This window comes from Candidatus Paceibacterota bacterium (assembly GCA_041663045.1).
Classification (GTDB): Bacteria; Patescibacteriota; Minisyncoccia; order Phycocordibacterales; family GWA1-40-21; genus Bog-1340.
Map to the genome: position 1 here is coordinate 347829 of JBAZRH010000001.1, position 13629 is coordinate 361457.

Consider the following 13629-nt stretch of genomic DNA (forward strand, 5'->3'; position numbering starts at 1 on the left):
ATGATTATTTTACTTTAAAATGAAATATAATTTCTGAATACGGATTTCGATCGCGTTCCGTTCTGTTCAATACTGGTCGCTTAAACTGATTGACAATCTTCATTCCCGCCTTTTCCGCAATTTCTGGGTAGAGATTATATTTATCATTTGCCACAAGAAAAATGTCAAAATCTGTTTTGAGGTATTGCTTACAGTTATTTAACACATCTGCAATCCCTTGTGCATATGACCGGCGAGCCTCCATTCCTTGCCCTTTGTATAGCGGCCCAATTTCTAAATCATCCTTGCGCTTAAATCCAAGAAGGTCATATGCGTAAGCGTGTTGCTCGTGATAATCAATCTGCCCTACATAAGGAGGTGAGCAAAAAATACCAGCTATTTTTTGTTTTTTTAGAATTTTAGAAAATTCTGGATTTTGCTTCTCTATTTTCTCAAAAATATCTATCGCCCTTGAATCACCAGCTAAAACGGAATGGTGAACTGGTTTTCGTAATCTACTAAATTCTCTGATTCTGTTTAATGTATCAAGAGCATAGCGATTGAGCATACTCGTTATCGAGAAAAGAGGTTTGCAGATTTTTTTGTGTTTATAACAGTAATAAGTCGTAAGTTGAGGTTCTTTGAGGGTTGCGAGGTCGCTGTGCGTAGTCGCACGACACGATCTGATTGTCCTGCTCAAAATCAGAGCTAACATTTTGCGGGTTTTGACGTCTTTTTCTTGTTTGATTGTTTGGAAAACATGATCTATCTCTCGACGAACATTATCCATAAACCAAACATCAAGGAAAGAATCGGATTTGTCCTGTTTTAACTTAATTGAATACTTTTTTAGTAGTTTCTGATATACAGGCAAAAACTCCTTCTCTTTTTCTGTGGCAAATTTATTTTCATCAAAACTTCCTTGATTGATTTTGTATTTAAAGTCAGAACCCGGAAAATGTACCAAGTTAAATTTGGCAAGTTCGGCCAAAAGTTCGTTTTCAAAATCTTGAATTTTATTGTCATGATCAAAAGAATCAAGTGAAGCAATTAGTTTTTTAATCGCTTTTTGTAAGTACTCATCGTTATAGTGTGTTGCCTTACAACTTGAAATCATGCAGTTAAATTCAGAAACATCTATACCAACGGAATGAATACCCATTTCAAGCGATTGAATAATTGTTGTCCCAGAACCCAAGAATGGATCAAGAATAACATCACCTGCTTTGAAATAGGCTTCTTTCTTAAAATCATCAGTATGATTATCTATAAAATATTCAACAAGTTGTGGAATGTATTTACCTTTATATGGGTGGAGTCGGTGTACATGTTTTGTGGTATCCACCTCTCTTAAATTATCAAAAGAAAGCGTCCAATTTAAATCATCGCCTAGATTTTTTTTCCAACTTACTTCGCGCGTGCCATTATAAGAATTATAATATTTTTTTAAATCATTCAAATCAACCATGGTCGAGCCGTTCTCTCCATGTTTTTTTACTTTTCCATACTGGACAAGGTAAGAAATGTTCGTAGGTAAAACATCTTTCTTGAGATGTTCTGATGCCCATTTTGATGCTTCGGGGATAGTTACTAATGACATAGTTTTATTTTATCAGATTATCAATGCTTATTCCTAGCCCCTCGGCGATTTTGGTTACAGTTTGGATTGACGGTTTTGTTATAACATTCGATTCAATCTTGGTCAGTGTTGTGTAGGGAATATCGCACTTTCTCGCAAGAGCGTCCTGTGTCAATCCTTGCTTTGCGCGAAAGACTTTTATTTTATCCCCAATTTCTTTATTTTGTTTGCTTTCCATAGTATGATAGTATAAGTATGAGCGTTGAAACTAACCCTCACAACTATACTAACATGAATTTAATCTTTTCTCAATTTTTTTGTCCGCCCCGAATTCCCCCAAAACAAAAAGAGGAGCAAATGGAAAATTCCTCCCCAAACCCCTCCTCCTCCGCTTGCGACATCCGAATTCAAAAACAAATCAGCCGAAGTTTTGGCAAATCCTTTCCTCCCCAAAAAATAGTTTTGCCAAAACTTCGTCCGCATTGTTCCGCCACCTGCCCGAATACTTGGAGGGCAGAACCCCGAAAGAAAAACACCCTTTCCTTTTTCAAAAGAAATTTCACCCCCGCCAAATCAGAAATGCAAGGAGTGTTTTTCTTTCGGGGTTTCCGCCGAGGCTTTGCGAGGCGGTGGCGGAACGATACGAGCGTACGAGGCAGTTTAGAGCCACCACGCGCTCCGCGCGTGCGATTAGTCGGCATCAGGGTTGCTTTCAAAATACATTCGAACTTTGTATAATACACACCGCCAAAAATCGAAATCAGTTTTTGAAGCCAAAATGGGGTCGCGCCGAAGGCGCGACACTAATGCATTCCCCCCGCCGAATTCAGAATCCAAAAGGGTTTTCCACGCTCCGCGTGGCTCCTCGTTTGCCAATACAAAATTATGATTGATCACACCAGAAAATTTTTTATATACACTCGTAAATCTACCGATACTGAGGATCGGCAAGTTAGAAGCATTTCGGATCAACTGGCCGAGCTTAAAGAGTTAGCGGTTAAAGAACAAATCGAGGTTGTTGATATTTTTGTGGAAAAACAAACCGCTAAAGCCCCGGGTCGGCCAGTATTTAATGAAATGCTTCTCCGTATCGAAGCAAATGAGGCAAATGGAATTTTAGCGTGGCACCCCGACAGATTGGCGAGAAATAGTGTTGATGGTGGAAAAATTATCTATTTGCTCGATACGGGAAAAATTGCCGAGCTAAAATTTCCAACTTTCTGGTGTGATACAACACCGCAAGGAAAGTTTATGCTCTCAATCGCTTTTTCTCAATCCAAGTATTACGTGGATAACTTGTCGGAGAATATCAAGCGCGGACACAGAAACAAAGTGAAGGAAGGAATATGGCCTCAAATGTCCCCGATAGGTTATGTCAATGTGAAAGGTGGTGGAATTATCCCTCACGCAGATTTAGCACCACTTGTTAAAAAGACATTTGAGGCATATTCAACTGGAAACTTCACTTTGCGGGAAGTCCGCGACAAGTTTAATGGGCTTGGATTGAAAAGAAAAAGCGGTAGAGAGCTTGCGGTGTCGAATTATCAAAAACTTCTCAAAAATCCTATTTACACCGGACTAATGAGATATAACGGAGAGATTTTTGAGGGAAAGCACGAACCGATTATTTCAAAGAAACTTTTTGATCAATGTCAAGAAGTGATGATGAGAAAATCTAAACCTCACTCGAAAGGGCTAAAGCCATTTTTGTACAGAGGATTTTTCCGTTGCGGAGAATGTGGCTGTTTTATAACTACCGAGCAACAAAAAGGTCATCGCTATCTCCGCTGTACCAAACGGAAAAATCCTTGTACTCAAAAATATGTTCGTGAGGAGCTCATCACTTCTCAAATTCAAAATGAAATCAAAAAAGTTTCTTTGCCTCTCGATTGGACGGAGTGGATGATTGCCGAAAATGCAAAAGATCGGCAATCAGAAGTCCAATCGAGTTCGCTTTTTGTGGATTCTGCAAAAGCCGATATTTCTCTTTTAGATTCCAAGATTGAGAAGCTGATGACGGCGTATTTAGAGAACGCACTTTCAATTGAAGAATATCGCGACGCAAAAAGTGCGCTGGTTGCCTCAAAACAGCTTCTCAAAGAGAAATTATCGGCTTTTGAGCAAAAAGCGAATAATCGGTTCGAACTTACCGAAAAGTTTTTGAAATACAATATGGAATTGGCAAACGAGGGAACAAATGAAGAAAAACTTCATTTGTTCAAAAAAGTCGGTTCGAACTTTTTAATTAAGGATCGAACCGTACTTTTTGAGCCACGCGGAGCGTGGAAAACCCTTTTGGATTCTGAATTCGGCGGGGGGAATGCATTAGTGTCGCGCCTTCGGCGCGACCCCATTTTGGCTTCAAAAACTGATTTCGATTTTTGGCGGAAGTGGGAGGATTCGAACCTCCGATGCCCTTTCGAGCATGCCGCTTTTCGAGAGCGGTGATTTCAACCACTCACCCACACTTCCATGTTTGTAAAGATAACATCTTTTTGCCTTTTTTTCAAAAAAAGGTTATATTGTTTGAGCCGTTTGGCCCTATCGTCTAATGGTTAGGACACGGCCTTTTCAAGGCTGTAATCAGGGTTCGATTCCCTGTAGGGTCACCAAAAATTTACACAGTAATATTTTTGTGATTTTAAAATGTAAAAGTCTTTACATTTTAAAAGAATCGAAAGACGGACTGAGTAAAGACGAAGGAGTCGGGGTCGAGAGATTTTTCAGCAGAAAAATACTCGTGACCGATTCACCTTAATAAAATCAAATGAAAATCTTAGGCATTGAAACCAGTTGCGACCCCGTAAAAATTTATCAGAATAAACTAACGGGGCGAGAAGTGGTATTTTTGTATTTTATCTGCTAAATTATACTTAACATGAAGATTCTAGGAATCGAGACCAGTTGCGATGAAACAGCAGTTTGCTTAATTGAAACCGACAAAGAAGTCGGCAATATTAAAATACTTGGTAATCAGCTATATTCTCAAATCGCTTTACATGCACAATATGGCGGAGTTTTCCCTATGATGGCAAAAAGAGAACATGCAAAAAATCTTATTCCACTGTTTGAAAGATGTTTGGAAGAAGCGAGCTGTATAAAAGAAGTAAGATCTCCTATCCTAGAATCAGCAAGAGAAAAACTCAAAGAACTCCTTGTAAAAGAAATGGATATTTTTGATCAGATTATTGAGCTTGCGGAGAAAATCGAAAAGCCAAATATAGATGCGATTGCCGTGACAAACGGCCCGGGGCTTGAGCCGGCACTTTGGGTCGGTGTGAATTTTGCAAAAGCACTTGAAATTATTTGGAATATTCCTATCATCCCCACAAATCATATGGAGGGACATATCCTTGTCGCAGCTATTGATAAAATAAAAACCGAGGAGTCACCTTCCAAGGCTAAGGAAACACCTCAATTTTTATTAAAAGAGATTAAATTCCCCGCTATCGCTCTTCTTATAAGTGGTGGGCATACCCAGCTTGTCCTCGCAAAAGACAATCTTCAATATGAAATCGTCGGCAATACGAGAGACGACGCTGTGGGCGAAGCTTTTGATAAAGTTGCAAGGATTCTCGGTCTTCCATACCCGGGTGGACCACAGATTTCTAAACTCGCCGAAAAAGAAAGGGCAGAAAATCCAGATAAAAAACCGCCATATCCCCTACCTCGCCCCATGATCCATTCGGGTGATTTGGATTTTTCATTTTCCGGTTTGAAAACCGCGGTGCTTTATACTGTTAAAAAAATTCCCGAGATGACCGAAGAGATCAAACAAGAAATCGCCTGTGAATTTGAAAATGCCGTCTTGGAAGTGTTGACTAAGAAAACATTTGAAGCCGTCAGAAAATATAGTGCGAAAACAATAATAATTGGTGGAGGTGTCAGCGCAAATAAAAAGATAAGAAACGACTTTACCGAAAAATCCAAAGCAGAAGATGTTGAACTGATGATTCCTGAAGTAAATGCTTCCACAGATAATGCCTTTATGATAGCCCTTGCCGGAGCGATAAATTTAGAAGCCGGTAAGAAAACCGCTACGGATTTCAGGGCAAGTGGGAATCTATCGCTTTAATAAGTTATCCACTTTCTGTTGTTGATTTTAATTAAAATAGAGCTAATATAATCAGGCCTTAGAATTTGGTACCTGCCCCATGGTGCAGTGACCATAAATCTGAGAGCTCCAAGTTCCCCATACGGGAACGGTCATGAACGCGAGGGTTCAACATCAGAACAACCCAACGCCCTGACCACAAGGAGGACACGGGGTACGTCCTTAAAGACCCAGCCCCCGACAAAACGATCATCTTTATCAAGATCGTCTAGTCGGGGCCTTTTCTTTTGTCTAAATATCATTTTTTTGCTATTATTCTTCACATGAATGATAAATTTTTGAAACCCTATAATCCGCAAGAAACCGAACCGAGAATCTACCAGAAATGGCTAGATAGCGGATATTTCAATCCAGACAATCTCCCAGAAAGGCATAAAACCCCCTACACCATAATAATGCCACCTCCAAATGTTACCGGCGTCCTTCACATGGGTCATGCTCTCACTTTGACTCTTGAAGATATAATGATCCGCTACAATAGAATGTGTGGTAAGAAAACTCTTTGGCTTCCGGGGACAGATCATGCTTCTATCGCCACTCAATCCAAAGTTGAAAAAGATATAAAGAAGAATGAAAATAAATCCAGATTTGATTTGGGTAGAGAAGAATTGTTAAAAAGAGTTGAAGCTTTTGCAAAACAAAGTCATGATACGATAATCTCCCAGACGAAAGTTATGGGTGCTTCTTGCGACTGGTCCCGAGAAGCATTTACGCTTGATGAGAAAAGAAATCTCGCCGTCCGCACTGCTTTCAAGAAAATGTATGACGACGGATTGATTTATAGAGGTTATAGAATAATAAACTGGGATCCAAAAGGGCAGACAACAATTTCAGATGATGAAATTGTATACGAGGAAAGAGATGCAAAAATGTACACTTTCAAATATTCCAAAGACTTCCCCATTTCAATATCCACCACAAGACCAGAAACAAAAGTCGGAGATACTGCCGTGGCTGTGCATCCAGACGACGCTAGGTATTATAAATATGTCGGTAAAGAATATGACGCCGTATTTTGTGGTGTTCCGATACATATAAAAATAATTGCGGATAAAGAAGTGGATAAAGAGTTCGGCACAGGAGCACTTGGTGTCACTCCGGCTCATAGTATGATCGACTGGGCACTTGCAGAAAGACATAACCTACCAAAAGTACAAGTAATAGATGAAAAGGCTAGAATGATGGTTGGTGGAGAAAATATAAAAGATAAAAAGGTTGCTGAAGCTAGAGAAGCTATTGTGGCATGGCTAAAATCCGAAGGACTTTTGGAAAAAGAAGAAAGTGTTAAACAAAATGTCTCTACAGCAGAGAGAACTGGTGGAATCATCGAGCCTCTACCCAAACTTCAATGGTTTGTTGCTGTAAATAAAGAATTCACACTTCCCCACTCAAATATAAAAGGAATTAAAAGCGGGCAGAAAACGACACTGAAAGAAATAATGAAAAGTTCCGTCTCAAACGGGCAAGTAAATATTATTCCGGATTATTTCGGAAAGACATATTTCCATTGGATAGAAAAACTCAATGACTGGTGCATTTCAAGACAGATTTGGTATGGACACAGAATTCCGGTCTGGTATAAAGGCAAAGAAATTTACTCTGGCACAGAAGCACCAAAAGAAGCTGGCTGGATTCAAGATGAAGACACTTTGGATACATGGTTTTCTTCCGCTATGTGGACATTTTCAACACTCGGCTGGCCCCATTCGATGAATACATCGACGGGCAAGCCAGAAAAGGGGTCTGATTTTGAGATGTATCATCCTACAGATGTATTGGAGACCGGATATGATATTTTATTCTTCTGGGTGGCAAGGATGATTCTTATGTCTGGATATTTGCTTGGTGATATACCATTTAAAAATGTATATCTGCACGGAATGGTTCGCGACGCAAAAGGCAGAAAGATGTCAAAAACCTTAGGCAATAATGTAGATCCTGTAGAAATGTCTGCTAAATTTGGTACAGATGCTGAAAGAATAGCATTGATAGTTGCAAACACCCCGGGCACAGATTTTAAAATCTCGGAAGACAAAATCCGTGGTTACAAAAATTTCGCAAATAAAATATGGAATATAACGAGATTTATTTTAGAAAATACGAAAGGGACAAAACTAATTACGGATTTTGAGCAATACACAGAAAAAGATATATCATTAAGAAAAGAGAGACACGATATTCTGATTGATATTACGAAAGATATAGACGAATACAGATTCTATATGGCTGCAGAGAAAATCTACCACTATGTCTGGCACAATCTGGCAGATATTATCCTTGAAGATAGCAAGAAAATATTAAGTAGCGGATCTGAAGAAGAAATAGTTTCTAGAAAACAATTCTTGCTCCATACTTTAGACAAGATCTTGAAAGTTTTGCACCCATTTATGCCGTTTGTCACCGAAGAAATCTGGGGCTCGCTTCCTGACTCAAAAAATCTTATAATAATAGAGGCTTGGCCAGTAAAAAATAACTAGAGACAACAAAACTTGGACTCACATTTTCTAACAGCTCTTTTCTTTGCATTCTTGGGAGGGGCGCTCCCCACGCTCGCATGGCTTTTATTTTGGCTCAAGGAAGACAGTAAAAATCCTGAGCCAAAGAGAATGATCGCTGTCGCTTTCGTCGGCGGAATTATCGCTGTTGTGGTGGCACTCTATTTAGAAAGACTTGCCTATTCAATAAATATAAAACACCTACTCTCATTCGAGTGGTATGGGCAACTTATGACTTGGCTTCAAAACTATGCAAGAATGAATGGAGAAGTTTTTGAAAAATTGACTCTTGTCACTATCTTCGCACCCATTATAGAAGAGTCTATAAAATATGTTTTTGCATGGGCGCTTGTGTTGAGATCGAGGTATGATGATGAACCGATAGATCCAGTGATTTATATGATAACTATCGCACTAGGGTTTGCAGCTTTAGAAAATCTAATGTTTTTAATAGAACCATTCACAAAGAATGATATCGCTATTGGTATAATGAATGGAAATATGCGATTCGTGGGGGCTACATTGCTACACACGATGTCTTCCGCTGCTATTGGTATGTTTATCGCCTTTAATTTCTTTGATAGTAAAATCAAAAAGTTTTTATGGACAATCGCTGGAATTATATCGGCGATATTGCTACATTCTTTATTCAATTTCTTCATGATTGGAAATAGTAGCAATGCTAGCTTCATGGGGCTCCAATATCTCTGGGTTGTAGTTATTATTGTACTTCTTTTGTTTGAAAAAATAAAAAGAGTCAAAAACAGGTCAGTTTCAAGGCAGGAATTAGATTGAGACTATAATCAGTTTGGTATTTGTATTTTTTGAGGTATAATTATTAGCAGTAATATTAATAAACAAAACTATGTCAAAAGAAAAGAAATCATTTTGGGGGAAATTCACTAGAGCAGTAAAAGTCAGAGATGAGGATGATGAATTAGAAAATAATAGTGAGGAAAATGAATCTGAGGAGTCAGATGATGATTCAGAAGGGCAACTTGCTATCGATATGCATCAGACCCCTACAGAGATCGTGGTGAAGACTATGATCGCCGGTGTTAAACCAGAAGATTTGGATATTTCTATTACGAGAGATATGGTTACAATAAAAGGCAAAAGAGAAGAAAGCCACGATACATTGAGTGAAGATTACTTCCACAGGGAACTTTATTGGGGTTCCTTTTCAAGATCTATTATCCTTCCACAAGAAATAGAAGTCGAAGACGCAGAGGCGATAAATAAAAATGGTTTGCTTATAATCAGACTACCCAAGCTAGACAAAAACAGACAAGCAAAATTGAAAGTAAAATCGGCATAATGTAAAAGCGGCGCACGAAGTGCGCCGCTTTTTTGTGCCGAGGGCCGGGATCTCTCCTTCGCCTCTCGGTTCGCCGTCGCTTGCCTCGGAATAGGCACCAGCTCATCAGTTTTTCTTGCTAGAAAGACATGATTCCGCTGTTCTCGCCCGGACGCAAGCAAAGCAGTTTGCTTGCGTCATCGGCACATTTAAAAACACCTCATCGGTGTTTTCTAAATGTGCCGAGGGCCGGGCTCGAACCGGCGACCCCTTCCTCTTCAGGGAAATGCTCTACCAACTGAGCTACCTCGGCAGAAGTCTTTTTAAAGACCTTTTGATATTACACTATTTTAAAAGAATTTTCCAGAGCTTATCTAACTTTGTCTAGGAGGTTATTGATAGGATCTGTAATCTTTGTTGTAGCGTTTTTTACTGTTTTAAGATCATTCTGAATACCGCTATAAACGTTTGAGACCATATTTAAATATGGTTGAATAAACCAATATGTCCCAAATGCCGCAACTATTATAATAATCCAGTAAATAACTCTAAAGAATGAGCTTAATCTATTAGATCTCCTTATGCTTCTGAGAATTTTATTATTTTCTTCAGAAAGATCATGAGTTTTCTGGAGAAGCTCTTTTTCGTTTGGATTCATAATACAATTATATATTAAAAGCTATTGTGCCGCCAGTAAGACGCTCCGCTATCTCACTCCTGGGAAACCCACGGTTTTCCCAATCCTTCCTTCACGGGAAAACAAGTGTTTCCCCGACCCCCTTCCTGTTCGATTCTTACTGACAGCAAGAATCATCCATTGGTGCCGCCAGTAAGAATCGAACTTACATCTAATCCTTAGGACGGATTTGTTCTATCCATTGAACTATGGCGGCTTATTGTTGAATATAACATAAAAACCAGTTAGAAACAAAAAGCGGCGCACTTCGTGCGCCGCTTTTTGTTTCTGTTAAATCCCAAGTATTCCCGCTATCTTCTCTTCATTGAAACCGACTATAATATCCCCATCTATATCTATTACAGGCACCCCCATTTGACCACTCTTTTCCATCATTTCCTTTCTCTTTGCTAAATCTTTTGCTACATCAAAAACTGTGTATTTTACTTCATGTGCATCGAAGAAATCTTTTGCAAGATTACAATAATGACATGTAGGTGTTGAATAAATTGTTATTTTTTTCATATTATTTTTGTAATTAACTTTTAACTATTCCATTATAACATGCCTGTCAAGACTTTGTGCGGGTGGCGAGAATAAAATGAATCGGTCACAAGTTCTGGCTCGTCGCCACTCGCCAGACTCGCGACCCCGCCTCGTAGTTTTTTGAAGCAAAAAACATACTCTGGCTTCCGATTCTCGACGCGAGCAAAGCAGTTTGCTCGCTCCACCCGCACAAAATAAATAATCCCCGTTTTTAGGATTATTTATTTTGTGCGGGTGGCGAGAATCGGACTCGCGCCACATGCTTGGGAAGCACGCGTACTACCACTATACTACACCCGCATTTCTTAATTATTTAAACCAATCTAAAAACTCCTGCCAGACATTAGTATTACTCATAGTGCTTGTTGTTTGAGTCGGGGAGTTTTCATTTATTATTACGACAGTTTGCTCTCCTGGCCTCTTAACATCAAACTTACTCCTTATTTCTGCCTCAACACCCTCATCGGTCTTTAGTTTATCTATCTCTAAACTTAGCATCTTTTCTCTGGATTTCAAGTTATTATATTGCTTCTCAATCGTATCAAGGTTTCCTCGGCTGAGTAATTCTTTCTTATAGATATCATAAACTTGTTTGACCATAAAACCCACAAGTAATAAAAGTACGAGCAAGGTTATTCTAGAATAAATTATCTTACGTATTTGTCTTTTCTGTTGAAAATCAATCATACTTCGTGTATTATAACCAACATAGGTATTTTATAAAACTTAACGATTAATAACAATGCTTTACAATAAAGGAACAAGGAAAGTGATTAAATGGATATGGTCTGTCGTAGCGGTGCTTATCATTATAAGTATGGTGGTACTTTATACGCCGTTTTGGAGATAGGTCGGAATTTTTGTTAGGGGTGGCAACCTGTTCTTTTTGAAATGCCTTGCACAGGCCGACGGGCCGAGCAGAACAAAAAGCCAGCAGGCTTTTATGTGTGCTTTTCAAAAAGAATAGGTTGACAGGACCCCGAGAAAATTCCGACCTATCTCTTTAGTCGTTTTTCATCATTTTTAAAAAAACGTCCTGCGTAATATTTACCTTGCCCTGCTCTTTCATCCTCTTCTTTCCCCTTTTCTGCTTTTCGCGAAGCTTCATCTTTCTAGTAATATCTCCTCCATAAAGATAGTCCGTAACATCCTTTTTCATCCCTGACATTGATTTGGAAGATAGAATTCTCCCCATCGCTTTACCCTGTACCTTGAAAGAAAACATTTGTCTTGGAAGCACTGCCGCGAGCCTTTCCACCGAGCTTTCAGCTTCTTCTTCAGCTCTTCTCCTTGCTACGATTTTACAAAAAGCTACCACTGGCTCATCTGCCACAAGAATATCGAGCTTCACCACGTCCGCATCTTTCATTCCCATCATTTCATAGGAAATAGAAGCGTATCCGGAAGTAATGCTTTTTAATTCATTGAAAAAGTTTCTCATAAGCTCCCGAAGTGGCATTTCAAGTGTCAAAGAGGCCCTATTGTCTCCAAAAGTTTCTGAATCACCGATCACAGCCTCATGTTCATAAAGTTGTTGCATAATTGCACCGAGATAATGAGTCGGTGTGATAATCCTCACTCTCACCCAAGGCTCTTGTATCTTTTCTACGAGATGATCCTCCGGAAAAAGTGATGGCGAATATATCATTTCCTTTTTCCCATTCTTGAAAGTCACTTCATAGTTGATACTTGGGGTTGTAACGATGAGATTTAGATTAAATTCTCTCCTCAAGCGCTCTACAATAATCTCCAGATGAAGCATTCCGAGAAAACCACAACGAAATCCACGCCCGAGTGTACCGGAAGTTTCCTCTTCATGCGTAAAAGATGAATCAGAGAGTTTAAGCTTACTAAGTGCAAGCTTCAAAAGATCAAAATCATCCTGCCCTTCTGGATAAATAGATGCCCAGACGACAGGGCTTGGTGTCTGATACCCATGCAAAGGCGGTTTCGTATCTTTTATATAAGCGATAGTGTCTCCGACAGAAGCAATACCCGACTCTTTTATACCTGTCACAATATAGCCGATTTCTCCAGCAGAAAGTGATTCAACAGGCTTTTCTTCTGGCGAGAAAATTCCGACCTCAACAGCAGAAAAAGTCTCTCCTGCAATCTTGAAAATAAGCGGTGTATTTTTCTTTATTTCACCATTGAAAACTCGCAGATAGACAGTCACCCCGCGATGATTTGAATATTGAAAATCAAAAATAAGTCCGCGAACACTTTTTTCGTCTATTTGAATATTATCATCCTCTGAACCATATTCACCTTTTGGCGCAGGTACTCTTTTTATAATTTCGTCCAAGAGTTTTGCCACACCATCGCCCGTCTTTCCTGAAACTTCAAGAATTTCGCTTTCATCGATTTTCAAAAGCTTTGCGATTTCTTCTTTTGTTTCTGGAACTCTCGCAAGCGGAGAATCGATCTTGCTCACTACCGGCACTATCACAAGCCCAGACTCGCGAGCCATATTCAAAGTTGTAAGCGTTTGTGCCTGTACGCCTTGAGTAGCATCTACAAGTAAAATAGAACCTTCGACAGCTTTCAGCGCGCGAGAAACTTCATAAGAGAAATCGATATGTCCAGGGGTGTCTATAAGATTCATAATGTATTCATCGCCATCATGCTTCCAATTCATCCTGACAGGTTGCATTTTTATAGTGATACCCCTCTCACGCTCAAGCTCCATGCTATCAAGCACTTGTGCCATCATTTTACGCTTCTCAATAGTGTTGGTAATTTCAAGCATTCTATCGGCAAGCGTGGACTTCCCGTGGTCGATATGAGCTATAATGCTAAAATTGCGAATATTTTTCATTGAATTCCAATCATAGCAGAAAACACTAAAAAACTAAAGAAAAAAACTTGGGGAATTACTTTGGTTTCGCCTAAGTAGGGACTTGGCTTACCAAAGTAATTCCCCAAGTTTTAGACATAAAAAAA

Annotated in this window: 10 protein-coding genes and 5 tRNA genes; 5 read left to right on the forward strand and 10 right to left on the reverse strand. The window is 39.3% G+C overall.

From position 1 onward, the window contains the following. Positions 1–4: 4 nt before the first annotated feature. The 3 genes from WC631_01770 to WC631_01780 all read right to left on the reverse strand — a co-directional run bounded on the left by WC631_01770 (position 5) and on the right by WC631_01780 (position 4030). Positions 5–1579: a DNA methyltransferase gene (locus tag WC631_01770; GenBank protein MFA6227191.1), complete on the reverse strand. Its 1575-nt coding sequence runs from the start codon at positions 1577–1579 to the stop codon at positions 5–7. 4 nt (positions 1580–1583) lie between these two features. After that, positions 1584–1796 carry a helix-turn-helix transcriptional regulator gene (locus WC631_01775; protein ID MFA6227192.1) on the reverse strand — a complete coding sequence of 71 codons (213 nt, stop codon included), beginning with the start codon at positions 1794–1796 and terminating at the stop codon, positions 1584–1586. Between the two features lie 2144 nt (positions 1797–3940). Then, positions 3941–4030: transfer RNA gene (locus tag WC631_01780), tRNA-Ser, on the reverse strand. Positions 4031–4095: 65 nt separating this feature from the next. Between WC631_01780 and WC631_01785 the strand changes: the two genes are divergently transcribed. The 5 genes from WC631_01785 (at position 4096) to WC631_01805 (ending at position 9485) form a co-directional block, all read left to right on the forward strand. Continuing rightward, a tRNA-Glu gene (locus tag WC631_01785) sits at positions 4096–4170 on the forward strand. A 266-nt stretch (positions 4171–4436) separates the two neighbouring features. Next, entirely contained in the window at positions 4437–5633 is a 1197-nt protein-coding gene (gene tsaD, locus WC631_01790) for a tRNA (adenosine(37)-N6)-threonylcarbamoyltransferase complex transferase subunit TsaD (protein MFA6227193.1), read from the forward strand. A 302-nt stretch (positions 5634–5935) separates the two neighbouring features. Beyond that, complete coding sequence (locus WC631_01795; protein ID MFA6227194.1) at positions 5936–8149, forward strand: valine--tRNA ligase; 2214 nt, start codon at positions 5936–5938, stop codon at positions 8147–8149. A 12-nt stretch (positions 8150–8161) separates the two neighbouring features. Then, entirely contained in the window at positions 8162–8962 is an 801-nt protein-coding gene (locus tag WC631_01800) for a PrsW family glutamic-type intramembrane protease (GenBank protein ID MFA6227195.1), read from the forward strand. A 70-nt stretch (positions 8963–9032) separates the two neighbouring features. Further along, positions 9033–9485 (forward strand): Hsp20/alpha crystallin family protein, encoded by a 453-nt coding sequence (locus WC631_01805; protein MFA6227196.1) that lies wholly within the window; start codon positions 9033–9035, stop codon positions 9483–9485. Positions 9486–9704: 219 nt separating this feature from the next. Here WC631_01805 and WC631_01810 read toward each other — a convergent pair. From WC631_01810 to lepA, 7 genes are all read right to left on the reverse strand, one after another. Then, positions 9705–9777 (reverse strand) — tRNA-Phe (locus WC631_01810). 57 nt (positions 9778–9834) lie between these two features. Then, the gene (locus tag WC631_01815) at positions 9835–10122 is read right to left on the reverse strand and encodes a hypothetical protein (protein MFA6227197.1); all 288 of its coding nucleotides are present in this window, start codon (positions 10120–10122) and stop codon (positions 9835–9837) included. Between the two features lie 160 nt (positions 10123–10282). Next, a tRNA-Arg gene (locus WC631_01820) sits at positions 10283–10357 on the reverse strand. Between the two features lie 74 nt (positions 10358–10431). Next, on the reverse strand, positions 10432–10665 hold the full coding sequence (locus WC631_01825) for a glutaredoxin domain-containing protein (protein MFA6227198.1): 234 nt from the start codon (positions 10663–10665) through the stop codon (positions 10432–10434). Between the two features lie 250 nt (positions 10666–10915). After that, positions 10916–10986, reverse strand: a tRNA-Gly gene (locus WC631_01830). Positions 10987–10995: 9 nt separating this feature from the next. Then, positions 10996–11373, reverse strand: coding sequence for a septum formation initiator family protein (locus WC631_01835; GenBank protein MFA6227199.1), 378 nt, complete (start codon positions 11371–11373; stop codon positions 10996–10998). Between the two features lie 316 nt (positions 11374–11689). Then, positions 11690–13504 carry a translation elongation factor 4 gene (gene lepA / locus WC631_01840; GenBank protein MFA6227200.1) on the reverse strand — a complete coding sequence of 605 codons (1815 nt, stop codon included), beginning with the start codon at positions 13502–13504 and terminating at the stop codon, positions 11690–11692. Positions 13505–13629 lie beyond the last annotated feature (125 nt).